At 42.1% G+C, this 23,258-nt stretch carries 22 protein-coding genes; 14 read left to right on the forward strand and 8 right to left on the reverse strand.

Features of this window, described 5'->3' with window-relative positions:
• Nucleotides 1-32: 32 nt before the first annotated feature.
• Nucleotides 33-641 (reverse strand): RNA polymerase sigma factor, encoded by a 609-nt coding sequence (locus LC454_RS14130; protein ID WP_223583143.1) that lies wholly within the window; start codon nucleotides 639-641, stop codon nucleotides 33-35.
• Nucleotides 642-899: 258 nt separating this feature from the next.
• Here LC454_RS14130 and LC454_RS14135 point away from each other — a divergent pair, with 258 nt between their 5' ends.
• The 8 genes from LC454_RS14135 (at nucleotide 900) to LC454_RS14170 (ending at nucleotide 11,939) form a co-directional block, all read left to right on the forward strand.
• Nucleotides 900-1,136: a hypothetical protein gene (locus LC454_RS14135; protein ID WP_120257209.1), complete on the forward strand. Its 237-nt coding sequence runs from the start codon at nucleotides 900-902 to the stop codon at nucleotides 1,134-1,136.
• A 313-nt stretch (nucleotides 1,137-1,449) separates the two neighbouring features.
• Nucleotides 1,450-1,971 carry a sigma-70 family RNA polymerase sigma factor gene (locus tag LC454_RS14140; RefSeq protein WP_223583144.1) on the forward strand — a complete coding sequence of 174 codons (522 nt, stop codon included), beginning with the start codon at nucleotides 1,450-1,452 and terminating at the stop codon, nucleotides 1,969-1,971.
• Between the two features lie 107 nt (nucleotides 1,972-2,078).
• The gene (locus LC454_RS14145) at nucleotides 2,079-3,251 is read left to right on the forward strand and encodes a FecR family protein (RefSeq protein ID WP_223583145.1); all 1,173 of its coding nucleotides are present in this window, start codon (nucleotides 2,079-2,081) and stop codon (nucleotides 3,249-3,251) included.
• 202 nt (nucleotides 3,252-3,453) lie between these two features.
• Nucleotides 3,454-6,855, forward strand: coding sequence for a TonB-dependent receptor (locus tag LC454_RS14150; RefSeq protein WP_223583146.1), 3,402 nt, complete (start codon nucleotides 3,454-3,456; stop codon nucleotides 6,853-6,855).
• A gap of 2 nt (nucleotides 6,856-6,857) precedes the next feature.
• On the forward strand, nucleotides 6,858-8,762 hold the full coding sequence (locus tag LC454_RS14155) for a RagB/SusD family nutrient uptake outer membrane protein (protein WP_223583147.1): 1,905 nt from the start codon (nucleotides 6,858-6,860) through the stop codon (nucleotides 8,760-8,762).
• A gap of 17 nt (nucleotides 8,763-8,779) precedes the next feature.
• The gene (locus LC454_RS14160) at nucleotides 8,780-10,063 is read left to right on the forward strand and encodes a DUF5000 domain-containing lipoprotein (RefSeq protein ID WP_223583148.1); all 1,284 of its coding nucleotides are present in this window, start codon (nucleotides 8,780-8,782) and stop codon (nucleotides 10,061-10,063) included.
• Between the two features lie 33 nt (nucleotides 10,064-10,096).
• A complete protein-coding gene (locus tag LC454_RS14165) occupies nucleotides 10,097-10,807 on the forward strand; it encodes a DUF4998 domain-containing protein (protein ID WP_223583149.1) in 711 nt (236 codons plus the stop codon).
• Between the two features lie 262 nt (nucleotides 10,808-11,069).
• Nucleotides 11,070-11,939, forward strand: coding sequence for a hypothetical protein (locus tag LC454_RS14170; protein ID WP_223583150.1), 870 nt, complete (start codon nucleotides 11,070-11,072; stop codon nucleotides 11,937-11,939).
• A gap of 25 nt (nucleotides 11,940-11,964) precedes the next feature.
• Here LC454_RS14170 and LC454_RS14175 read toward each other — a convergent pair whose 3' ends face one another.
• Entirely contained in the window at nucleotides 11,965-12,240 is a 276-nt protein-coding gene (locus LC454_RS14175) for a hypothetical protein (protein ID WP_223583151.1), read from the reverse strand.
• Between the two features lie 591 nt (nucleotides 12,241-12,831).
• Between LC454_RS14175 and LC454_RS14180 the strand changes: the two genes are divergently transcribed.
• From LC454_RS14180 to LC454_RS14190, 3 genes are all read left to right on the forward strand, one after another.
• A complete protein-coding gene (locus tag LC454_RS14180; protein WP_223583152.1) occupies nucleotides 12,832-13,632 on the forward strand; it encodes an AraC family transcriptional regulator in 801 nt (266 codons plus the stop codon).
• Nucleotides 13,633-13,731: 99 nt separating this feature from the next.
• Nucleotides 13,732-14,580, forward strand: coding sequence for a macrolide hydrolase EstT (estT, locus tag LC454_RS14185; protein WP_223583153.1), 849 nt, complete (start codon nucleotides 13,732-13,734; stop codon nucleotides 14,578-14,580).
• A 60-nt stretch (nucleotides 14,581-14,640) separates the two neighbouring features.
• On the forward strand, nucleotides 14,641-14,859 hold the full coding sequence (locus tag LC454_RS14190; protein ID WP_223583154.1) for a DUF4287 domain-containing protein: 219 nt from the start codon (nucleotides 14,641-14,643) through the stop codon (nucleotides 14,857-14,859).
• A 106-nt stretch (nucleotides 14,860-14,965) separates the two neighbouring features.
• On the opposite strand, the gene bla is transcribed toward LC454_RS14190, so the two are convergent.
• Nucleotides 14,966-15,853, reverse strand: a complete 888-nt coding sequence (gene bla, locus LC454_RS14195) for a class A beta-lactamase, subclass A2 (protein WP_223583155.1) — start codon at nucleotides 15,851-15,853, stop codon at nucleotides 14,966-14,968.
• 288 nt (nucleotides 15,854-16,141) lie between these two features.
• On the opposite strand from bla, the gene LC454_RS14200 reads away from it, so the two are divergent.
• Nucleotides 16,142-18,313 (forward strand): alpha-galactosidase, encoded by a 2,172-nt coding sequence (locus LC454_RS14200; protein ID WP_223583156.1) that lies wholly within the window; start codon nucleotides 16,142-16,144, stop codon nucleotides 18,311-18,313.
• A 209-nt stretch (nucleotides 18,314-18,522) separates the two neighbouring features.
• On the opposite strand, the gene LC454_RS14205 is transcribed toward LC454_RS14200, so the two are convergent.
• From LC454_RS14205 to LC454_RS14225, 5 genes are all read right to left on the reverse strand, one after another.
• Nucleotides 18,523-19,128, reverse strand: coding sequence for a MarR family transcriptional regulator (locus LC454_RS14205; RefSeq protein ID WP_223583157.1), 606 nt, complete (start codon nucleotides 19,126-19,128; stop codon nucleotides 18,523-18,525).
• Nucleotides 19,121-19,384, reverse strand: a complete 264-nt coding sequence (locus tag LC454_RS14210; RefSeq protein ID WP_223583158.1) for a DUF2024 family protein — start codon at nucleotides 19,382-19,384, stop codon at nucleotides 19,121-19,123. The genes LC454_RS14205 and LC454_RS14210 overlap by 8 nt, the downstream gene beginning before the upstream one ends.
• Before the next feature lie 71 nt (nucleotides 19,385-19,455).
• Nucleotides 19,456-19,725, reverse strand: coding sequence for a thioredoxin family protein (locus LC454_RS14215; protein ID WP_223583159.1), 270 nt, complete (start codon nucleotides 19,723-19,725; stop codon nucleotides 19,456-19,458).
• A gap of 70 nt (nucleotides 19,726-19,795) precedes the next feature.
• The gene (locus tag LC454_RS14220; protein ID WP_223583160.1) at nucleotides 19,796-20,440 is read right to left on the reverse strand and encodes a DJ-1/PfpI family protein; all 645 of its coding nucleotides are present in this window, start codon (nucleotides 20,438-20,440) and stop codon (nucleotides 19,796-19,798) included.
• 94 nt (nucleotides 20,441-20,534) lie between these two features.
• Complete coding sequence (locus LC454_RS14225; RefSeq protein WP_223583161.1) at nucleotides 20,535-21,533, reverse strand: GlxA family transcriptional regulator; 999 nt, start codon at nucleotides 21,531-21,533, stop codon at nucleotides 20,535-20,537.
• Between the two features lie 222 nt (nucleotides 21,534-21,755).
• On the opposite strand from LC454_RS14225, the gene LC454_RS14230 reads away from it, so the two are divergent.
• On the forward strand, nucleotides 21,756-22,283 hold the full coding sequence (locus LC454_RS14230; RefSeq protein ID WP_223583162.1) for a TlpA family protein disulfide reductase: 528 nt from the start codon (nucleotides 21,756-21,758) through the stop codon (nucleotides 22,281-22,283).
• Nucleotides 22,284-22,424: 141 nt separating this feature from the next.
• Nucleotides 22,425-23,204 (forward strand): DUF4476 domain-containing protein, encoded by a 780-nt coding sequence (locus LC454_RS14235; protein WP_223583163.1) that lies wholly within the window; start codon nucleotides 22,425-22,427, stop codon nucleotides 23,202-23,204.
• Nucleotides 23,205-23,258: the final 54 nt, after the last annotated feature.

The raw sequence follows: 23,258 nt of genomic DNA on the forward strand, positions 1-23,258 counted from the left end.
GGGAACAGGAATTTCAAAAAAAATGATTTTACTTAATTTTTGTGCATATACAACAGCAGCACCAGATAGAAAATATCCATTTGATGTTCTTTGATTTCGCTGCGCATGATATTCATGGATTTCGTAATGTGCTTACGGACCATAGCCACAGAAATGTTCAATTGGTCGGCAATATCCTGATTTGAACGTTTTTCGAAACGACTCAATAGAAAAACCTCTTTGCAGGTGGCTGGCATTTTTTCGGTGATCTGAAAAATCTCGGCATGGATTTGTTTCGCCTCGAGGATATTGTCGGGCTGAATAGGAGCGGTATACCCGCTGTAGGCTACTGTTTCGATATATTTATCCTGGATCTTTTGCGCCCGATAGGTTTTAAAGACCTGAAATTTAATCGCTGTTTTTAAGTAAGCCGAAAGGGAATGGCTGAGTTGGATTTCCTTCCGCCGTAAATAAAAATTGACAAAAACATCCTGAACGATTTCCTCTGCCATAGCAAGGGAGAGCATCCTTTTCCCGGCGAGATTGATCAAAGGTTCCCAATAGCGGTTATAGAGTTCGGAAAAAGCAGCTTTGTTGTCTTGCGATTGGACCAAATCGAGCAGTTCCTGATCTGTAAGCGCTGTAAATTCATAATTAGCCATGATAATTAAGCAAAGACCAAATATAGATAGGCAATTATACCTCTGCGTTTTACGAATATTAATAAATTATTAATATTCATTTGGTCTGTTGGAGCACTGGAGCACTATCATTTTTTTATTCTTTACTTTTGACTATTGTTGTTTAATGGTCAAAAATTTTTATATTTGTTACGCTAAATAACGAGATACAGCCTAAGCTGATCGGGACAATCGGTGTGGAGCTATGAATTTCGTCATGGACAAAATATACAGGGAAAAATGAAATATTACTTATTAACCTTTGCTGTTTCGGCCCAAGTGTTGGCCAAACGTGCCGATCTAATAACCTATCTCAGTCGGCATATTGCTGATCTAAAATATATTTCGGCAGACTTGCAGGATAAACTATGTACAATTACGGTGCGCACCTTAAAACGTGATGAAGCCGCTATTCTTAATCTTATTGCAATCAGAGGGTTTAATGCTGCATTTTTATCGGCAACAGAAAGCGCATAAAGCGAGCTTTGATTTAGGGGCGCCCAACATTTCATAGCGCCTGCATGAATTTGGCGCTTTTTTGCTTGCCAGCATGGACGATCGGGATCCCGGCAGATCGCCGAGCCAACCAGTATGATGATCGACAATATTTGATCCTGGAAATGAATTGATCCTTGCTTACTGTTTTACAGGGATCAATTCTATTCGTATTACAGACTGAAAAATTGCGAAGCCTTTCCTGTTAAAATAGTATGAATATAGTTTTAAATTACTATATTAACCGCCGGAAGTAATCGATTTTAACCAGTTCAGTTTCATGCCGTCGAACCTAATGGAAAATAATATAAAAGCACTATTTGAGCAGAATTATTACGGGCTCGTAGAACTTTCGTGCCGTTTGGTTGGGGGTAACGAGACTGGGGAGGATATTGTACAGGATGTGTTTGTTAAATTGCTGGACAAGGATACTGTCCTTCCAAAAGATAGCCAAGCTGCCAAATCCTATATTTATGCGATGGTCAAGAATGCTTCGCTAAGTCATCTCCGAAAAGTAAAGGTAATCCATAATTATCGTCAGGTCAATCCGGCTACTGAAATATCCGATGAAGATTTATTGGAAAATATCATTTATGCCGAAGCCATTAACCAGCTCTATGCTTCAATCCGTAATCTCCCCGAGGCCAGTCAGAATATTTTCAAAATGGCTTACATAGAAGAGAAATCGAATCTGGAGGTCGCTGAAAGCTACGGAATTTCGATCAATACGGTCAAAACCCAAAAACGCAGGGCTATGGCAACAATTAAAAAAGTATTGTTTCCGGTGTTGCGTTCCATCAAAATCTTATTGTTTTAATTTTTTTAATTTTCTTGTCATCCTTTCTTCCTGCTCGCGCGTCTTGTTAATAGATGGCGTCTTTTTCCTGTGCCTATAACGGATACATGACCTCATATATTTAAATTATGGAATCAAATTATTTAAGGATAGCTCAATTAATGGAACGGTACCTCAGTGGAACTATCACTGCTGAGGAACTGTTGGAGTTGCAGCAATTTCAGGTATCGTATCCACGGATAAAGATCTGGTTGGAGAATAAAGAGGTCAAACAGGACGAAATTCGCGAACTGCTGAATGCGCATATGAACAATGATATTCAGCTCAAGTGGGAATCTACCTTAGCCAAGGCTCACTTATATCGTAAGCGACAAAAAAAAGGAAGATGGTTGGTGGCAGCCTCTATTGTCGCGGCCCTCTGTCTTGGAGTCTGGGCGGTCTCGTATTTTTCCGGAGTTGAAAAAGCACCCCTAGTTGCGCAAATAAATAAAAATGTACTTCCGGGAAAACAGCAGGCCGTGTTGACCTTGTCAAATGGCGAGACGATACGCTTAGGCGGGAACGACAGTACGACAATCCGCGAAGGTGGAAATCTGATGAAAATAACCGATAATCAATTGGATTATGCAACGACAAGCAAAGACGAGGTACACATCCATAAACTTAGTGTACCAGTTGGTGGGACCTATCGTGTTCAGTTAAATGATGGAACAGTTGTCTGGTTAAACGCCGATTCTGAAATAGAATATCCCTCCGTATTTACGGGCAGTGAACGACGCGTAGCGATTAATGGCGAAGCCTTTTTTGAGGTCGCAAAGGATCCTTCGAAGCCATTTCGCGTAAAAGTGGGCGAATCTACTGTTGAGGCGGTGGGTACAGCTTTTAATATCAATACGCACCTCAAACAAGGTCAGATCAAGACCATACTGACCGAAGGGAAGATAAAAGTAAGTGTCGCGGACGAGTCGGTATTGATCGGTCAAGGAAACGCAACATTGATCAACAATAGACAGATCACTGTGGTAAAAGCGGATACAGAAGAAGCCCTCGCCTGGAAGGAAGGTTATTTCTATTTTGACGGAAAAGACCTCAAGAGTATCATGAACGAGGTTGCCCGTTGGTATGATATTGATGTCGAATATAAACATGCGGTCAGTGAAGAAAAATATCAAGGAGGAATCAAACGAACCGAATCTATCCAGGCGGTATGTGCGGTACTGGAAGGGGTAACCGGTCTGGATATCCAGATCAACAATAGAACATTAGTGATAAAATCAAAAAGGAGGTCGATGATAAAGTAATCAACATGCAATACCAAAGAATCTTAAAAAAACTGGAGGTACGGGAATACCCCCAGTCAGTATATAAGGTTCTAAACGAACTATAGTACTAACACAATTACAAGTAAAACCTTATCTAATCAAATGTATGGAATTTAAGTATATATGGCAAAATCTATTTGTCAGATGGCGTAGCCATATGCTGTTCAAAACACTACTAACCATGAAACTTACTGTATTTCTCGTAATTATGGGGACGTTGAGTGCAGCTTCAAAAGGTCTGGCCCAGAAAGTTAGCCTTAAATTGAACAATTCAACGATGGAAAATGCCTTGGGAGCAATTAAAGCGCAGACAGGTTATCGCTTTATTTATAAAGAAGCTACCTTAAGGAAGGCTTCCAATGTCAATATCAATTTGACAAAAGTACCGTTGGAACTTGCTTTAAAACAATTATTGCAAAACCAGCCTTTAGATTATCAAATGTACGAAGGGACGGTTGTCATCGTACCGAAGCCTACGAAAAAGAACCCCTCACCGGGTATGGTAAGCAGCACGATCCAGCGTGAAGTGCAAGTGACAGGTACGGTCAAGGACTCCCTCGGTACCATATTGCCCGGTGTAACCATCCATCTCAAAAGCAAACCTAGTGTAGGCACGACCACGGACCTCAACGGTAATTATATTCTCAAGGTACCTGCCACGGAGGTACTGGTATTCAAAATGGTGGGTTATCGTACTGAAGAGGCTCCAATCGCTGGACGGACTAAAATCGACATTATTCTGGAGCAGTCTTCGGCTTATGTGGATGAAGTTGTCGTGACGGCATTTGGTCAAAAAACCTTGCGGGAGAGTGTGGTCGGTGCGGTCACTACCGTATCTCCGCGCGAGTTGCGTACCGGAAGTAGCAATCTTACCACGGCCTTACAGGGGAGGGTTGCGGGGATGATTTCCTTCCAACGCAGTGGTGAACCGGGACTCGACAATGCAGACTTCTTTATCCGCGGTGTCGGGAGCTTCGGTGTCAATAATTCGCCGCTGATCTTGGTTGATAATATGGAGGTCACCTCAAACGACCTCGCCAGGATCCCTGTGGATGATATTGAAAGTTTTTCGGTGCTGAAGGATGCCGCAGCAGCGGCAGTATACGGTTCACGGGGAGCGAATGGTGTATTGCTCGTGACGACCAAAATGGGGAAAGAGGGCCCTGCACGTCTTAATTTTCGCGTGGATCAACGCCTGTCGGCACCCACAGAAAAGGTGAAGATCGCAAATCCGGTCACCTGGATGAAAATGCAGAATGAGGCCTATATGACCCGCGACCCGCTGACAGAACGTCGAAACCTATATTCTCCCGAAAAAATTGCCCGTACAGAAATTGGAGATGATCCCTATGCCTATCCCGCTGTCGATTGGCTCGGTATGTTGATCAAAGAAAAAACCAATACCCAGAACTATAACCTGACTATTACCGGAGGAAGTCAGATTGCGCAGTATAATATCAGTGGGAATATGACCAGGGACTTTGGCTTGATCAAAGTGGATCCCCTGAATAATTTCAATAACAATGTTGATTTCAAGGTGTATAACCTTCGGAGCAACATCAATATCAATGTGACCAAGTCGACCACTCTTGCGGTAAGAGCATTGGCCAATCTTCAGGATTACAGTGGTCCGATTGTGGGGGGAGCTGATGCATTCAGATATGCCCTGCGTTCAAACCCGGTTCTTTTTCAACCCGTATACAGACCTGGAATAGAACAATCCTATATCCGGCACCCCATGTTTGGAAATGCAGAGGATGGACGTTATCTAAACTCCTATGCCGAGGTGGTAAAGGGGTACCAAAACTACAAGCGCAGCAATATTGTCCTTTCTGTTGAATTGAACCAAAAGTTGGATTTCCTGACTGAGGGACTCCGTTATCGTGGCATGCTCAACGTGACACGTAATTCTTATTTCGCCGAAAATAGACAGTACAAACCTTTCTATTATGAGTTTATGGGGTATGACGCGAGTAATTCGCCCTATTATAATCCACTTAATCCCGAACAAGGAACAGAATATCTGGATTATAGCCCCGCAGATCGCACCAACGCTGCTATCTTTCGCCTGGAAAACCAGATCCTTTATGACCGCACATTTGGCAAACACGCGCTTAGTGGAATGTTTTTAACAGCAATCCAGGACCGTGTGGAGCCTGATACCCGTACCCCATCTTTACTGAATACATTGCCTTACCGCAATGTTTCCTATTCGGGACGGTTTACCTATTCGTTTGATAAACGGTATTCCGCAGAATTTAACTTTGGATATAACGGCTCAGAACGGTTTGCAGATAAACATCGCTGGGGATTTTTCCCATCAGCGGGCCTTGCCTGGAATGTACAGAATGAAAGCTTTATGGAACCCTATAGGGATGTTGTTTCACTCCTTAAATTGAGGGCTACACACGGTCTGGTGGGGAATGACGTGATTTCTGCGACCAGTTCCCGCTTCTTTTATCTTTCGGATGTAGAGCTCAATTCGGGGAATCAGTCCTATACATGGGGGATGCCCGGAGAAACCCGCCGAACGATCAATGGCATCGATATCAGACAATACCAGAACAACGACATCACCTGGGAGATTTCCAGACAGTCCAATCTTGGTCTTGAGCTGGGACTTTTTAAAAGCGCATTTAAATTGACTGTAGACTATTTCAACCAAAAGCGCTCGAATATCGTGCAGACCAGAGCATCTATTCCATCTACGGCAGGTTATTCGGCGAATATCCTGGCCAATGTTGGCAAGTATAGTTCACGGGGTGTTGATGCCGAAATGAACTATTCAAAATCTGTAAATTCCGACCTATGGTTTCAGGCCCGGGGTACTTTTACTTACGCGACTGGTAAATACGTTAATTACGAAGAACCGCAATACGAATACCCTTACTTAAGTAGGATTGGTCTAAGTGCCACACAGCAAAGAGGATATGTTGCCGAAAGGTTGTTTATTGATGATGATGAAGTACGCAACAGTCCGGCACAAACGTTTTCTGAGCAGGTACTGGGCGGGGACATAAAATATTTGGATATCAATAAAGATGGTGTCATTAATTCCAATGACATGGTGCCTATTGGTTTGCCGACAACACCCGAGATCAATTATGGTTTTGGCTTGAGTACGGGCTATAAACGACTTGATTTTTCTTTCTTTTTTGCAGGCATGGCGCAGACCTCCCTGTTTATCAATCCGACTTATGCCGGATCTGCTCCATTTGGCAGTGTAACGGCGCCGAATGCCGTGCTACAGGTGTGGGCAGACAGCTATTGGTCAGAAGGTAACCAAAATCCATATGCCCTATGGCCACGATTGAGTAGTACGCCGATGGCGAATAATACGCAGACAAGTACATTTTGGATGCGTAATGGTAATGTTTTTCGTCTCAAACAGGTCGAACTGGGATTTGAATTAAATCCGGCAGTCGCCAAACGCTATAAATTTCAGCGGTTTAGAGTCTACGCTAGCGCAACCAACTTACTGAAGTTCAGTAGTTTCAAAATGTGGGATCCTGAGCTCGGTGGTAATGGATTGGGCTATCCGCTACAACGGGTGTTTAACCTTGGTATTAATGCAAGCTTTTAATTATGAAAAGAGAAATTACAAAATATTTAATTGGTGTGTTATTGGTCATTGCCAGCGCATCCTGCAGCAAATATGTGGATGTTGTACCGGATAATGTGCCGATACTCGAACATGCTTTTGCAAGTAGGGTAATGGCCGAACGCTATCTGGCCACATGTTATAATGCCATGCCCAATTTTAGTGGTTACAATGCTAACCCCGCAATCATGGGTGCCGGAGAGATATGGACAAATGAACAGATCGCGTCTGCTGGTAAAAACATTCTCCGTGGCGCACAGAATGCGGATAGCCCTTTGCTCAACGAATGGGATGGCACATCCAGTCTCTGGCGCGGTATCTCGGATTGCAATATCTTTATAGATAGTATCGGTCAGGTACCGGATATGCCTATCGAAGAACGTGATAAATGGAAAGCAGAGGCAACATTTCTCAAAGCTTTTTACCATTATGAATTGTTGAAACGTTATGGACCTATTCCTATCATGGACAAATTTATCCCGGTAGGGTCGGATTTGGAAAACTATGCCGTTGAGCGGCAGCCGGTCGATGAGGTGTTTACCTATATTATCAAAACGATTGATGGTGCCATGGAGTTTCTTGACCCCAATGTGGTTGATGTAAATGCCGAAATGGGACGTGTGAACCGGATAGCCGCTAAGGCAATCAAAGCAGAAGTACTGGTGTACGCTGCAAGTCCGCTGTTCAATGGTAACCAATCGTTGGTGGCGACGATCAAAAATCAGAACGGCAAGCAGCTCTTTAATACCACTTATTCGGCGGAGAAATGGATCAGTGCCGCCAATGCATGCCGGGAGGCTATTGAAGCAGCTGAGCAGGGAGGGAAGTCGCTATTTGTCTGGCAAGCGCCTCCCGGAGTTAACATCACCCGTCCTGAGGCTATCGCACAGCTGAGCTCGAGATTGGCTTTTAGCCAAAATAAAGATAATACGGAAGGACTCTGGTTTTACTCCAATAATCTGATCAGCAACGACGTTCAGCTATCCTATATGCCACGCGGATGGGATGCCAATACACAGTCGAATGCAAGTATTCGTTCCTTTCTTTCGGCTAGTCAGAATATGATCGCTAAATACTATAGCGCCAATGGAGTACCCATAGACGAGGACAAAAGTTATCCTTATAGCCAACGTTTTGAGGTGGTCAACGTGACCGATCCCAAATACCAATATGATGTGGCCCTCAACAACCAGACTATTCGCCTACATTTGGACCGTGAGCCACGTTTCTATGGCAATATCTCTTTCGATGGCGGACGTTATTTTATGCGGAGTAATGCGACAGAAGCAGGGGCCTTCAGTACCTTTTATCGACTAGGGGGAAATGTGGGGATAAACAATGGTACTTACTATAACGTCACGGGATACGGTGTTAAAAAGTATGTGAACTATGAAAATACCTTTGGGGCTTCCAATTCAATGAGTATTGTATCCTTCATTGCTCCAGTGATCCGCTTGGCAGACCTTTACCTGCTTTATGCCGAAGCACTTAACGAGGTGAACGGCCCAACGGCGGAAGCAATATCTTATATTGATAAAGTACGTGCCAGAGCAGGGCTAAAAGGGGTAGAAGCAGCTTGGCAGGAGTACTCAATCTACCCAAGCCGCCCCGCGACAAAGGATGGTTTGCGGAAAATCATAAAGGATGAGCGGACGATCGAACTCGCATTTGAAGGTAAGCGTTTTTGGGATCTACGCCGTTGGAAAGATGGGACGGAGGAATTGAGCAAGGAGGTCGTGGGCAATGATGTTAATCAGCAAAACCCCAACCTTTACTACAGACAGATGGTATTCTATTCCCCGAGTTTTACAGAGCGGGATTACTTTTGGCCGATCAGCCGCGCGGAGTTGCGTAGAAATCCCAAAATGGTTCAAAATTATGGATGGTAGTTATTAAAATAATGAATATGAACTTAGTATATAACACAAAAGGATTACTTAGACTTTTGATCTTTGTGGGGCTATCTATAGCTCTTTTCCAGGCCTGTAAGGAGGATGTGGGGATACAGCCGATCAAAGAGGGCGCAGTAGCGGGGCAGGTGACAAATGTGCGCACCTATGCATTGGCCGGTGCTGCTGTAATCAAATATGACCTTCCTACAGATAAGGATTTCCGCTATGTAAAGGCGGTCTATGTCTTGAACAACGGCAGTCGTGTAGAGACTAAATCTACACAGTACAAGGATTCGCTTCGGGTGGAAGGATTTTCTGTTGCGGGCAGATATGATGTCGAACTTTATTCTGTAAGTGTTGGCGAGGTCACGTCCAAGCCGATCGTCGTGACGGTCGACGTTGCTACACCTTATAATCGACTGATCTCGGAGAGCCTGAAAAATGATTCAAAATTTAATTCCACCTATGGCGGAGTCAATATTTACATTGACAATAAGGAGAAACAACCGCTGGTTGTCATTGTCATGAAAAAGGATGCTGAAAACAACTGGAAAAATATTGATACAGCCTATACGAGCCTGGAAACGCAGACCCTGCGTGTACGCGGCATAAGCGAAGGCATGAGCACTTTTGGGGTATTTATTCAGGATAAATGGCGCAATAATTCGGATACCATCGTAAAGGAACTGGCGCCACTGGAAGAAATATTGATTCCCAAAGATACCTGGCAGCTGACCCAGATTGCGGTAGGTGCCATTGGTGGCGACTGGGATACGTTTAATGGAACTTACGGCGGACGTAGTTTGAAATATAAAACATTATGGGATAACAAGATGACATCACATGGAGATGAGGCCTGGTTTGCATCGACACCAATTCCTTTTTCTTTCTCAATTGATCTCGGTGCACAGTCTATCCTAAGCCGTATCAAAACCTGGCCACGGATGTCTGATTTAAATGGATCTTATACGACCACCCATGTGAAAAAATTCCAGGTATGGGGATCAAACAATCCAGATATGAATGACCCAAGCTTTGACAAATGGTTTTTATTGGGAACTTTCGAAAGTATAAGACCCTCAGGGTTACCCTTTGGACAGGCTGCCACAACGGATGACAAAAATTATGTAAAACAAGGTGAAGAATGGGATTTTCCGGATGTGAACCCTGCAGACCCACGTTATAAGAACCGCTATATCCGTATCAAGGTATTGAGTACATGGAATGGTATTGAAGCTTCAGACAAAAATCCTTCTGCTATTATCATGTCCGAGATCACCCTCTGGGGACAACGTTAGCAGATGATTATCTAATAGTAATGAGTGAAAATTATGAAAAGAAAAATAATATATATAGCTGCGCTGATAATTGGACTGGCAGCCTGTAAGAAGGAAGATCACTATTATAAGGCCTATTTGGAGAATGCTGAGCGCTACTATCCCGGAGCATTGGATTCATTGGCAATATATCCCGGTAACGGGAGAGCTCAGGTACATATGCGTTTGAGCACTGATCCAAAGATAAAGCGGATACGCTTGGTGGTAACCAACGACTTAAATGCGCTGCGGGACACATCGTATTATAATATTGCAGCTTCCGAGATCGGAAAAGAAAAAAATATCTTTTTGGACAAACTGAAGGAAACGCGCTATACGGTCAGTGCACGTGGCTTTAGTGCAGAAGGAGACAGTTCGAAGGCGATGACAGCAACGACATCCGTGGAGGGGGAACGCTACGGTGCGACGGTCTTGAGCCTCAATAGGGTATTCAACAATTTTACGACTTCACCAAGTGGCCGAAAACAAGCTCTATTTTTCGTTGAGACCGTAGGTAGCGGTTTTTCGCCATTACAGGGGACGCGGGTATATTTTGATAGATCAGATAATAAGCGTGATTCAATTTTCTTGGCGCCATTGGATTTCGCTGTGGAGTTTCCCACTGACATCCAGCCCAAAGGAAGTATTTCTTTTGTCAGCTATTATAAAAAGACCATGTTCTCCTTGGATAATTTCCAGACCAATGAGAAGGTGATCAGTTATTAGCCCTGCAGGTTAACCTAGTAGGATGCTGTTTCAATTTACTGAAACAGCATCCTACTAGCGATTAATGCGAGCTGTTTTTTATGTAAATTATAGCTAGTAGCTGTTATGATCTTTTCTTGCTGATAACCATTATATTCAAGTTATCCTGTTAAACTAGCGTTTTGTTGTTTAATTAATGCTTTTTTATTACTTAATTAATGAAATATTTTATAGGTTTGTCGGATCTTACGGTCCGGTTAATTATTGTATAATTTATATTTCTATGTTAAAATATTTAAGTGTTTTTGCTTTTTCGACTTTACTTGTCTTTAGCTGTTCAGACAAATACGAACAGTTGGATCAAGATGATAAGGATAAAGAACCCAAAGAAGAGACAGTAAAACCACTGCCATTGCATCTTATTGCTGATACTAAAAAGGCAGGCATTTATGATATGGTGGTCTTCACCTTAAAGGACAGCACGTATAAAGGACCCAATGAATCGATGGTGGTACCCCTGATATATAGCAACTTGGATTCGCTGATCTGGCAAGTGGAGGGGAGCTCCCAAAAGTTTAATCTTTTGCGTCAACAGGCAGGTGGTTATTCTTTCACAACGGAATGGGGGCATCATTTCTACCTTCCGGGTACTTATAAAATCTTTTTATCGGGTTATAAAGACAATAATAGGCTGGTAAGGGATTCGATGAATGTCAATATTTCGGCCTCAGCTGATTTTTTGAATGTCAGTTGGGATCAGGTTAAAAATTTAGGTCAAAATACTGGCTATACAAGCAATGGCACCTTGGGCTATGAATTTTATATTCTGACTGAGAAAAAGGATGATGTACTATTCTCGGGTCTAAGAGTCAGTTTTGATTCCACAGACTATCGGAAACCGAATCCTGACTTGGCTGATAACGAACGTGCGGCGCTTTCAGCCTATATCACGCAGTTGTATGGCAAAGCAGCTTTTGAAGATGACGAAGCCATTTTAAACCAACAGTTTAAGCAACTTTTTAAATCATCGATACCGAAAGATAAAGTGCTGAAAATCTGGAAAACAAAGAAATCCAATATTGCCTTGTTGTACCAGAAGCGTGAAGAGAGTGATATTTTTCATTATTGGGTGCATGCCGAGCCTATTGGTTAAGGGTATCGGCAAATCAATCTTTTTTCTACATCAATTGATTTAAATTTAACAGGGAAACTTTTCTTTTCCTATCGAGCATAAATTCGAAGCGGACGGATTTACCGGTCTGATCTTCCAGGATCATAGCGGTATTTCCTGAAAACTTTAAGGCGGCATCCGCAAAGATGTCTGTTAGATAAGTCGTATATAATTTGCCCTCTTTTTGGTATATTCGGAATGATGCTTTGCCACCCACCAGTGAATAGGTTCCATATTGTTGCAAGTCCGTTAATGGACTTTCGGCAAATGCGGGCAATACCAAATTGGAAATATATTCATCAAATCTGTTGAATTCAAAATCGCTGATTTTATGTAGCGGCCGTAGTTTGTTTTAACTGCCCGTTCCAGTGCTAGTCCAAATAAGCTATAGCCTAAATTAAAATAATGGCGCTGATCATTCGGGAAGTATTCGAAAGCAGAATATTCCTTTGTTATCGTCCCGAGAATATTCAGAAAAGTGTTGTTATCCAGTGTATTTTCTTGAGCAAACCTGAGCCCATACTAGTGCTAAATTTAGACAGTTTTGCTGGTAAAATTTTGCTAGAACAAATGAGATGCCTGAAATATAAAGTTTTGATATATAGTTATTTGTATTGATTGTTTTGCATTTTATCTGTTCTGTATTGAACGCGGAATGTTCGTTTGCGGGCATTTGGTAACTCATATCACATTCTTTGTGCGCATCAAAACCCTTAATGAATTACTGAACTTGATGTTGCACACAGCAGTTTTAGGGTTTGTATAGGTTTATTCATGAGCTGTCTCGCATGTTGAAGGGAAAGCTACCTTTTGCGCTATTCCCTTTGTTTCTAGTGATTAATTTTTGTAAATTCTCAATTCTAAATACGATAAGATGAAGTATGAAAAAGTATATCCCAAGGAAAGTATCAAGCACTTAGTTTGTTTTTTCTGGAATTTTGAAGCCGATTTTGATGCAGCATCTTCGTACCAGCATTCATCTGTAGCATCGATATATCCCAAATTAGCTTTCCAATATATTCCCGGAATGAAAATTTCCAAAAATCATGAAGCAATCAATTTGTTCAATAGTGGTTTTCAGTCGCAAACAGATACCTTTTGCCAGCTGTCTGCCGAACAAAAAGTAGGTGTCTTTGGAATCTATTTTCAACCTTATGCTATACCATTTCTCTTTGACCTTCCTACATCTGAAATCACGAATCAAAATATTGAAATAGCTGAATTATTGGGGAAGGAGGGCGTTTTTTTAGAGGAAAAGGTTTTGAACTGTGTAAATACACAAGAAAGAGTCGCTGTGATGACGGAATATCTAGAACAAAGGATAAATAAATTTTCAACTAGGCTAGCTGATACCATTCCTGCAATACAGCATATTGTTTTTCATAAGGGGAGTACGAAAATGAAAGAAGTTCTCCAGCAGCAATTTCTATCTCAGCGGCAATTTGAACGTAACTTTAAGCTATTGACAGGCTTTTCTCCTAAAAATTTCTCAAGAATTGTCCGTTTTGAAAAAAGTATTGAGAATGCTATTAATCAAGATTTGTCATTGACCGAAGTGGCATTGCAGGCGGGGTATTTCGACCAATCACATATGATTAGAGAATTTAGAGCTTTTACCGGTAAAAAGCCAATAGCCTATTTTTCTGGGGACCTGTCATTATTTGTAAAAGAATAAATGTCGAATTTATACAATTTTAGTTTTTAGACTGATGATACTTTTGGGAATGAAAAGAATCGGAATTTTTTACTCATTATCATTTTAATAAATAGTTGTATGAAATCACATGCTGAAAAAATAATTGTCAAGAATGGAATTTCCATTTATACAGAACATTTTGGACAACCGGGAAATCCAGCGATTTTATTAATAGCTGGGGCAACTGTTTCGCTATTATATTGGGATAAGGAGTTTTGTGAAAAATTATCCCAAAAAGGTTTTTTTGTCATTCGTTACGATAACAGAGATGTCGGAAAATCAACAACAGGAAAACCAGGTTCCATCTCCTACAGCATGGAAGATCTTGCCGATGATGCCATTCATATTTTGGATGGATATCATATTAGACAAGCAAATATTATGGGAATTTCTTTAGGCGGTTTGATCGGTCAAATTGTAGCGATCAAGTATCCCGAAAGGGTTGGTTCACTCGTTTTAATGTCTACTGGACCATGGGGTACACCTGATCCCAATGTTCCTGAAATGGATAAGCAGATTATTGACTTTCAGGTCAAAGCAATGCATGTAAATTGGGACGATGAAAATGCCACAGTAAAGTATATGCTAGAAAGTTCGCATCTGATGGCTGGCCAAAAACCAGTAAACTATGCGAAAGAAGAAGAAAGAGTTCGGGCAGATTTTCATCGATCCATAAATTACCGCAGTATGTTTAACCATGCCTTACTACAAGGAGGGGAGGCCTATTATGATCGGTTAAATGAGATCAAATCACCAACATTGATAATCCATGGTTCTGAAGATAAAATATGGCATTTTGGCCATACAGACAAACTATTATCGGAGATTAAAAATTCAGAACTTTTGAAATTAAACGGTACGGGACATGAACTTAATGATAATGACTGGGATATGATCATAAACAGATTGAACGAATTCATGAATTAGTCGGAGGAAATTTCGAAAAATATGGACTTTAAAATATAAATTAACAAAAAATAAAATCTTATGTCATTTCAAACCTATATTAAAAACATTGAAGAAAAGACGGGAAAGTCCCGCGCTGATTTTGAAAAGTTAGCTATTGAAAAAGGGTTTACTGAGGAGGGAAAATTAAAAAAAGGAATCAAAGCAACCCAAATCGTTAATTGGCTAAAAGAGGATTTCGAATTAGGTCATGGACATGCCACTGCGATGTATGCCTATATTACGGGGAAACGCGAGTAAACATAAATTGTATAATCGTTTTTCCACTGAATCAAAGGTCATTCAATACCGTTATTGGTTAGTAAGGGGCAGTATTGGCTCATTCAGAGGCATAGAAAGGCATTGGCTATTTGACAGTAAAGTATTTCCATGTCGCTTCAGTGATGTCGGCAATTAATTTTTCACTGTCTTCTCTCTTTTCCGTAATATTCATTAGGTATATCGAGAGCGTAAAATGATGACCATTCGGCAATTTCACAATACCGATATCATTCATAGCAGCTCTGAGATTTTGCTCGTTTGTATTCGATATACCTGTTCTGTGTGCGAGCTCTGTTCCTTGCGGAAGTCCGGCTTTCATCCAAGTAGTTCCTCTGGATGTTTCGACCATGATCTGATAGAGATAGCTGCTGGTTTCTTTTTTTAGTATTTTACCTTGATAGAATATTTCGAGAAGCAGCGTGCTGGCTATCGGTGTGGTTGTATTGAGATACAGATTATCCCAGGTTCTCATTTGCTGTTCATTGACCTTAATGGTAATATCTTTAATGCCCTGTAGAGTAATAAAGCGCTGTACTTTTTCTGGACCACCAAGAAGATTTAATAAAATGTCGCAGCCATTATTATCACTGTGGGATACCGTATACCGTAAGAGTTGATCCAGGGTTAGGTAGATATTCCCATTGGGATAATCATCCCGCATGGGGCTCCATGTATTTTCAAGCAATTCATCTTTTCTGATGAAAAATTTTTGGTCGAGCTTTAATTTCCCCTTGTCCACTTGATGAAGTGCAGCAAGTGCTATATGAAATTTGAAGACACTCATCATGGGCATTTTCAAATTTCCATTGATGCTTAAGGTATCTTTAGCAGCTATACCTTTTATTGAAATTCCGACTGTCGCATTTTTCTGAGCGATAATTTCTTGTAGTTGTTTTTTTAGTTGCAGCGTGGATTGTGCTTTGAGCTGAACGTTGATGACCAGTAAGGTAATGATCAGGAATATATTTTTCATCGAAATTGTTTAATATTTAGTTATAAAAGTTTTATTAGTCTTGCTGAGCAATGGAAAGTAAAGATACATATACGGTCGCAATTAAAAGGTTGGAAGATCTATCTGGCAACCAAAACCAACGATTTTATTTTCAGATGTTTGCAATGATCTACTGTATATCCTATTTAAAAAAAATAAACAATCGATTGCACGACTTTAAATTTTCTCCAATTTAATTAAATCTCCTATATTTCAGGGTCTGAACAGTTTTATAAACAAAGGGAAACACCAATCACCTAAATAAAGAACATGAGATTTAAGTTACTTTTAGTTGCATTAGCGTTAATAGCCGCGGAAAATGGGTTCGCACAGAAAAAGGAGAATAAGCCGCAGGACTGGCTGATCAGTGGCGCAGCACCGTACCAATCCCGCATTGCGGTCGACAGCCAGAATATTGTCTTGGACAATGGGCTCGTGCGTCGCTCTTTTTGGATCAAGCCGAATGCTTTCTGCTATGATTTTACCAACTTAACTACAGGACAGCAGCTGATTCGTGCCGTACAGCCTGAAGCTCAGCTGCAGCTCAACGGCAAGTGGTATAATGTCGGTGGGGTGGATGGGCAGAAGGAACGCGCTTACCTGCGACCAGAATGGATGCCCACATTTACGGCAAGATCTGAAGATTTTAGTTATGTCAAACATGAGATCAGTGAACTGGATCCACTGCTGCCCTGGAAGGGAGATAAGTGGTGGTCTACACATAAGGCTGCTGGAAAAGGGAAGGTTCTGACCTTTACCTACGTTGCTCCGGCCGCCGCCGCATTATCTGGAATCGAAGTGAAAGTGCATTATGCCATCTACGACGGGATCCCGCTGATCAGTAAATGGGTAACCATTCGGAACAGTGGCAACCAGACCGTGCAGATCAATCAGGTGATCAATGAGAAGCTGGCGCTGGTTGAAGAAGAAAGTGCGGTGGTAGGTTCGGTGGAAGATATGAAAAAACAGCATGGCCTTTATGTCGAAAGTAATTTTGCTTTCAATAATGCCATGCGTTATCACCTGAGCGATCAGTCTTTACACTGGAAAGCAGATTCTACTTATACCTCACAGGTGAATTACGACTTAAAAACGCCGGCGATCATGGAGGTTTACCCGACAGTGGGTGTAGGTGTCAAGCTTGCTGCAAAGGACAACTTTAGCTCGATCCGTTCCTGGGAGCTGCTGATGGATAGTTATGATCGAGAGCGCCGTGGACTGGCCATCAGAAAGATGTATCGGACCATCGCACCATGGACTACCGCCAATCCGATTTTTATGCATCTGGTCAGCAAAAAAGACGAGCAGGTTTACACCGCCATTGACCAGTGTGCCGCCACAGGGTACGAAGCACTCATCCTGAGCTTTGGCAGCCATGTCAATATGGAGGATACAACAGCCGGAAACCTTGCAGCATTGAAGAAACTGGCCGATTATGCGCACAGCAAAAATATTAAAATTGGAGCCTACTCCTTATTTAGCTCACGTAAGATCAGCGAAGCGGATGATATTATCAACCCAAAGACGGGAAAGACGGGTGGAACATTTTTCGGGAATGCTCCTTGTTTTGGTTCCAAATGGGGGATAGGTTATGCCCAACGGATCAAGACATTTTTTGAGAAAACCGGGTTTGATATCTGGGAAAATGATGGCCCTTTTCCGGGCGATCAATGTGCTTCAACAAGCCATCCCGGTCACCACGGACTAGAGGATAGCCAATGGGTACAATTTAATATGCAAAAGCAGCTGTATCATTGGCTGAATGCCCGTGGCGTATATATCAATTCACCGGATTGGTACTTTTTGGACGGTTCTAACAAGACAGGGATCGGTTATCGGGAAGTGAACTTTTCACTGCCCCGTGAAAATCAGCGTATACTCAACAGACAGAATATCTTTGACGCACTTTGGGAGCAGAACCCGTCCATGGGCTGGGGATTTGTACCCTTAACAGCTTATCAGGTAGGGGGAAAAGAGGCAGTATTGGAACCGCTGCATGAGCATCAGGAGGATTATAAACAGCTGATGATGCAGTACTATGGTGCGGGGGTGCAGGCCTGCTACCGCGGTCCCCGCCTTTATGATACGGAGCAGACCAAGCAGACGGTGATTGATGTCATTCAATGGTATAAAAAATACCGCACGATCCTCAATGCTGATCTGATTCACTTGCGTCGCGCAGATGGTCGTGATTGGGATGGCTTTTTGCATGTGAATGCAGCTGAGAAAGGGAGCAAGGGATTGGGGATGCTGTTTAATCCGTTGAAAACTGCCATCACAAGGACCATTGAAATACCTCTTTATTACACGGGATTAAAGGGAGCTGCGAAAATAACCTTTGATGACAAGACCGTAAAAACAGCGTCTTTGGATCATCTTGGTAAAACGACAATGACCATTACAATACCGGCCGAGAGCTACCGTTGGTTTACGGTGGAGTAAATCCTCCGGATGCAGTGCCGCTTGACCACAGGGGTATGAGCGACTATGGTGATCGCTTAGAACAGGGATTATATCCTGAAGCTGCGGATGAAGATCCCAGCAAAAGAATAGTAGTGGTATCTGTTACAGTTAGGGTGTGCTTTTAACAGGCTGGATGGCCCCTCTATTTTTGGAGGGGCTTTTTATGTTTCAAGCCTTTTGTCTACTATCTATAGCTGGGCCAGATGTTCGGGACAATCAATCTGTAATACTGCAACAGCCATATACTGTTGCAGCAGGTTGCAGTAGTGAAGGTTTTCTTTCTTTCGGTAATGCTGGCAGGTCTGACACATCCGCTGATGGCTGATGACATTGACGCGGTATAGATTGTGCAGGAGCTGCGAAAGGGCAGAAAAGAGGTTTTCTTTATCTATAGCCGCCATTTCTCCTATGCCCGACAGCAGTGCCCTGTCAAAAAGAGCGGCCTCCAATGCGCTTTTTCGGCCCTTCGCAAGTAGCTGGATCGTAAACTTTCTGGAGTCCGAAGGGTCGTATACTTTTTCAATCAGCATTTTACGTTCCAGTAGCTTAATGGTGTCGCTGATGCTGGCTTTGGAGATATTAAATGTGCCGGAAAGTAGACTTACGCTAACCTGTTGCTCCGGATGCTGGAGCAGGAAAAGAAGGATTTGCAGCTGTATCGGATTGATGGACTGCTCGGTCGCCTTCTTCCAGGCAAGGGTACGCAGCACCTGCGATACTTTCTCCAAGGCGGATACGATCTTACGGTCGATCGCTGTCGGAGTGCTGACTGCTGTTTTGAAAGAGCTAATCACAACCTTCCATTTCGATAATAAAATAACCTTTTGCATGCAGGCTCTCCAGCATCTCCGCACTGGCGATTTCCTGATGGCATAAGCGGCACTCCTTGGCTGTTAACTGCAAATCCGCGTGTTGTTTTGTGGCCAGGTATTCTTTCCCCATTTTATGGATAATGGCCTCTTCAAGGATGTACGCCGGAGCAATAATATCAAAATGCATCGTTTCGCCATTTTGTTTTTTTACATAGGTATCCCAAACTGTTACTTTCATTTTTTTTAATTTTTTAAGATTGAAAACAAGAAAAAGGCTGCAAGCTAGTGGTGCTCTTGCAGCCTTTGGTACTAACCCTTTACATCTGCCAGGGAGGCACCGAAGTTGATATGTAAAACATTTCCATTGGGTGTGACCAGCGCTGGTACCGACTGGATCCCTGCTGTTTCCGCTTCACCGATACGTGCTCGGTCTTCGCCAATATTGACAACTTCGACATTCGCTTCGCCGATAAGGCCAATAATATCTTGTTCTGCGCTGACACAAACCGGACAGCCGGCGTGATAAAAAATTGATTTTTTCATATTGATTGAATCATTAAGTGATGACCTTATTGTCAATACAAACTTAGTTAGGTGTCCTAACTTGTAGCTGATCCAGAATGGCGAAATTTAGCCAAAACTGGTGGGGCTAGCTTGTTTTTAACCTATCTATGGGCTGCTGGTATTCAAATATTTCAATAATGTTTTCGGCCAGTTCTTTTCCATAATGCTGCTCCACCAAATAAAGTGCCGCATCTATTCCTGCGGTTATTCCAGCAGTGGTGATCAACCGTTTCTGATCGACAAACCGAACAGCACGTTTGACGTTACTTTTTGGATTGTGCTGTTCTAAAGCATCCAGCAGCATGGCGTGGGTCGTAATTGCATAATGATCCAGAATACCGGTTTTGGACAGCAGCATGCTTCCGGTGCAAACTGTAAAAATAATCGTGCCGCGGTCATAGTGATTTTTGACCCATTTCATTAAGGTTTGCTGAAAATCATTATCCTGTAGGTACTCCATGACGCAATCGGGATTGGCTCCCGGAATAACAATCATATCCGGAAGGGGAGCGGTTTGTATGCTGTGCGTCGGGATGATTGCCATGGTCGCCGCTTCCATTTGCACGGCTTCTCTGGTCTTCCCGACGGTATAACAATGATAACTTCCGGCTGCGATGACATTGGCCTTGATAAATACATCCAGTGGACCATTGAGATCAAGTGCCTCGACTTGATCATAAATTAAAAATGCGACATTCATGCTTTTGTTGTTTTGGTTTGAATTCATCATGATATACAAGTTGTTGTTCGTTAAATTGGGACATAGTTTTCCCTGCCGGTGATTGAATACCAGTATTTTTGTGATTTTAATAAGGTGAAATGGACTACTCGCTGCCTTTACAGGTCTTTCGGAATTGAACTGGAGAAATGGAAAGGTATTTCAGAAATAGGCGTCGAAGGGAGACTACATTTCCAAATCCGCATTTTTGTGCAATCATAGCTAGGCTCATATCGGTATATTCCAGCATGTTTTTGGCCTGATCCAGTCGCATTTTCTCCAGAAACTTACCGGGTGTCATACCTGATTCTTTGAGAAATACCCTTGAGAAATTACGGACACTCATATAGACAGATTCCGCCATATAGTCTATACTGACCGCTTGGCCAAGCTTATCTTTGAGCAAATCCCTGATTGTCTTTGTGAAGGGGGATAATAGATCATAGTCGCTAATCAGATTTCCAAATTGGGTCTGCACACCTGGGCGTTTCAAATAAAGTACAAGATGTTTGGCTACTTCGGAAGCTAAAGGTTTTCCAAAATCTTCTTCCAATAGTGCCAAGGCTAGATCTATTCCTGACGTTACTCCACCTGAGGTATAGATGCCCTCATCACGGATAAAAAACGGATTGACATTCACTTCAAGCTCGGGATAGTCCTTTTGCAGGATAGCAGCGTATTTCCAATGGGTCGTGACCTGTTTACCTCTTAATAATCCCGCTTTGGCCAAAACAAATGCCCCGACACAGACTGATCCGATACGTCTTACACTTGTAGCCCGACGTTGCAGGTACCTGTAAAGGTCGGTGTTGATTTCATCCAGCACGCTAAGTTCGGTACCGGCAACGAGTAGCGTATCTATCGGAAAATCATCATCATCAATGGAATGACCGCAGGTAAGGGGAATTCCAGCACTTGAATATACGATCTTATCTGAGGTACTGGATATCAGCTCCACTTCATACTTCAGTGCGCTATCATCTGGCAAAAAGTGGTTGGCAGACATAAATACATCACAGGGACCCGCAACATCCAATAACTGAACCCCCGGCAAGATCAAAAGTGCAATTGTTTTTATTTCTGTTTGTTTCGCTGTGTTTTCCATCGTGTACGCTGTATGGTACAAATGTACGAAGAAGGTGATATGGCTACAATGACAAAGAATGGACAGATTCGGCCATCTCTAGGATGATAAAAAAAAATAGTTTATTTTCGGATATTGCTGAATATGATTATTTGTATAAGTGAAATTAAAATCGGTTGTTGAATGCAAATAGTTATGAGTCAGCTGCTAGGAATAAGGAGGAAAAAAATAAAAACCAGTTTTATGAATGTAAAAACACGAATAAAAGCTATTGCCTTTATGTCCCTTTGTCTGTTATGTACCATTGGTCATGCACAGGAAAGCAACAATAATAAAAAATTATGGGCAAAATCAATTTTGAATAAGAAGGCACCAAAATTGGAAGTAGAGCAGTGGCTGTCTGATACGCCGGAGACAAAGGGCAAATTTGTACTTATTGATTTCTGGGCGACATGGTGTGGACCTTGCCGTAGGGTCATTCCCGAATTGAATGAGTGGCATAAAAAGTATGGGGACAAGCTCGCGATAATTGGTGTTTCAGACGAAGCGGCTACTGTAGTTCAAAATGCCAAGGAAATTAAAATTGATTATTACAGTGCCGTAGATACAAAAGGCAAACTAAAAAAAGAACTTGAAGTCCAGGGGATACCACATTGCATTTTGCTAGACCCTGATGGTATTGTCCGTTGGGAAGGATTTCCGACTTTGGAAAACCACGAACTTACGGAAAGCGTACTCACTAATATTATAAAAAAATATAGTAAAAAGTAACGATAATAACTGTAAAGTAGTGCTGCTAGTGGGCTACATGATGCTACGGTATGATGGATTAAATAAAATTATTAAAAAATTGTATGGTGAATTAATCTTTGCGCGAACGAAAGAGTCATAGTATTAAATAATCTGTATTTTATGTTGAAATATACCCTCATTTTCTTTCTGGTTCAGTTGATCGGAATTAATCTACAAGCCCAGTATCGTCCTTCCAATATGGGAAGAATTACAGTTGTTTCCGAAAGTCAGCCCTTTATTCTTTCCTTGAACGGGGTAGCTTATAACGATCGGCCGGAATTGCAGGTGACCATCGATGGACTTTCGGATCAGTTGTATACTATTAGCACCCTGATAAGTGGAAGAGGACAGCGGGAAATGGAACGGAGGCAGATTACTGTACGCAATGAAAATGGTGATTTTGTGGAGATGATCTTTAAAGTCGGAATTCAGCGCAATACACGGAGCCGTAGCCAGCTTATTAATCTATTTGCTCAAATTCCTATAGACATGTCGTTGGTAGACAACGGTAATGGCGTGGCTTATGCTTACGGTGCACCGGGCAGACCTATTCATCTGGGTGATAATCCGGATATGGGGATCCCACCGATAAATTCCATTACACCGATCACCAGGGCAGAATTGGATCGTTTATTCAGTCTTATGAATAGGGAACCTTTTGACGATGCAAAATTCAAAATAATTAACCCGATTTTTTCTGAGACAACACTTCGCGTTGAACAAATTAGTGAAATCATGAAACGTTTTCAATGGGATGACGAAAAGCTGAAAGTCGCCAAGGCTGCCTACGGAAATTGTTCGGACAAAAGAAATTATTCCACATTGACAGGAAACTTTACTTTCCTGGGTAATAAAAATGATCTGCTTGACTTTATAGAAAAGCAGCAAAGAATGAGGTAAATAGTATTGGAAACGGGTAGTTCCCTATAGATTTTTATTATTCAATTTTGGTTA

Source organism: Sphingobacterium sp. GVS05A, from assembly GCF_019969845.1.
In the GTDB taxonomy this organism is placed as follows: Bacteria; Bacteroidota; Bacteroidia; order Sphingobacteriales; family Sphingobacteriaceae; genus Sphingobacterium.

What these genes read in the sequence shown, in the direction of transcription:
- LC454_RS14225 (WP_223583161.1), bottom strand. Translation starts at nt 21,533, where the DNA reads ATGGAAAACACAGCGAAACAAACAGAAATAAAAACAATTGCACTTTTG.
- estT (WP_223583153.1), top strand. Translation starts at nt 13,732, where the DNA reads ATGAAATCACATGCTGAAAAAATAATTGTCAAGAATGGAATTTCCATT.
- LC454_RS14145 (WP_223583145.1), top strand. Translation starts at nt 2,079, where the DNA reads ATGGAATCAAATTATTTAAGGATAGCTCAATTAATGGAACGGTACCTC.
- LC454_RS14130 (WP_223583143.1), bottom strand. Translation starts at nt 641, where the DNA reads ATGGCTAATTATGAATTTACAGCGCTTACAGATCAGGAACTGCTCGAT.
- LC454_RS14200 (WP_223583156.1), top strand. Translation starts at nt 16,142, where the DNA reads ATGAGATTTAAGTTACTTTTAGTTGCATTAGCGTTAATAGCCGCGGAA.
- LC454_RS14165 (WP_223583149.1), top strand. Translation starts at nt 10,097, where the DNA reads ATGAAAAGAAAAATAATATATATAGCTGCGCTGATAATTGGACTGGCA.
- LC454_RS14190 (WP_223583154.1), top strand. Translation starts at nt 14,641, where the DNA reads ATGTCATTTCAAACCTATATTAAAAACATTGAAGAAAAGACGGGAAAG.
- LC454_RS14150 (WP_223583146.1), top strand. Translation starts at nt 3,454, where the DNA reads ATGAAACTTACTGTATTTCTCGTAATTATGGGGACGTTGAGTGCAGCT.
- LC454_RS14235 (WP_223583163.1), top strand. Translation starts at nt 22,425, where the DNA reads ATGTTGAAATATACCCTCATTTTCTTTCTGGTTCAGTTGATCGGAATT.
- LC454_RS14210 (WP_223583158.1), bottom strand. Translation starts at nt 19,384, where the DNA reads ATGAAAGTAACAGTTTGGGATACCTATGTAAAAAAACAAAATGGCGAA.
- LC454_RS14135 (WP_120257209.1), top strand. Translation starts at nt 900, where the DNA reads ATGAAATATTACTTATTAACCTTTGCTGTTTCGGCCCAAGTGTTGGCC.
- LC454_RS14230 (WP_223583162.1), top strand. Translation starts at nt 21,756, where the DNA reads ATGAATGTAAAAACACGAATAAAAGCTATTGCCTTTATGTCCCTTTGT.
- LC454_RS14155 (WP_223583147.1), top strand. Translation starts at nt 6,858, where the DNA reads ATGAAAAGAGAAATTACAAAATATTTAATTGGTGTGTTATTGGTCATT.
- LC454_RS14140 (WP_223583144.1), top strand. Translation starts at nt 1,450, where the DNA reads ATGGAAAATAATATAAAAGCACTATTTGAGCAGAATTATTACGGGCTC.
- LC454_RS14160 (WP_223583148.1), top strand. Translation starts at nt 8,780, where the DNA reads ATGAACTTAGTATATAACACAAAAGGATTACTTAGACTTTTGATCTTT.
- LC454_RS14170 (WP_223583150.1), top strand. Translation starts at nt 11,070, where the DNA reads ATGTTAAAATATTTAAGTGTTTTTGCTTTTTCGACTTTACTTGTCTTT.
- LC454_RS14180 (WP_223583152.1), top strand. Translation starts at nt 12,832, where the DNA reads ATGAAGTATGAAAAAGTATATCCCAAGGAAAGTATCAAGCACTTAGTT.
- LC454_RS14220 (WP_223583160.1), bottom strand. Translation starts at nt 20,440, where the DNA reads ATGATGAATTCAAACCAAAACAACAAAAGCATGAATGTCGCATTTTTA.
- bla (WP_223583155.1), bottom strand. Translation starts at nt 15,853, where the DNA reads ATGAAAAATATATTCCTGATCATTACCTTACTGGTCATCAACGTTCAG.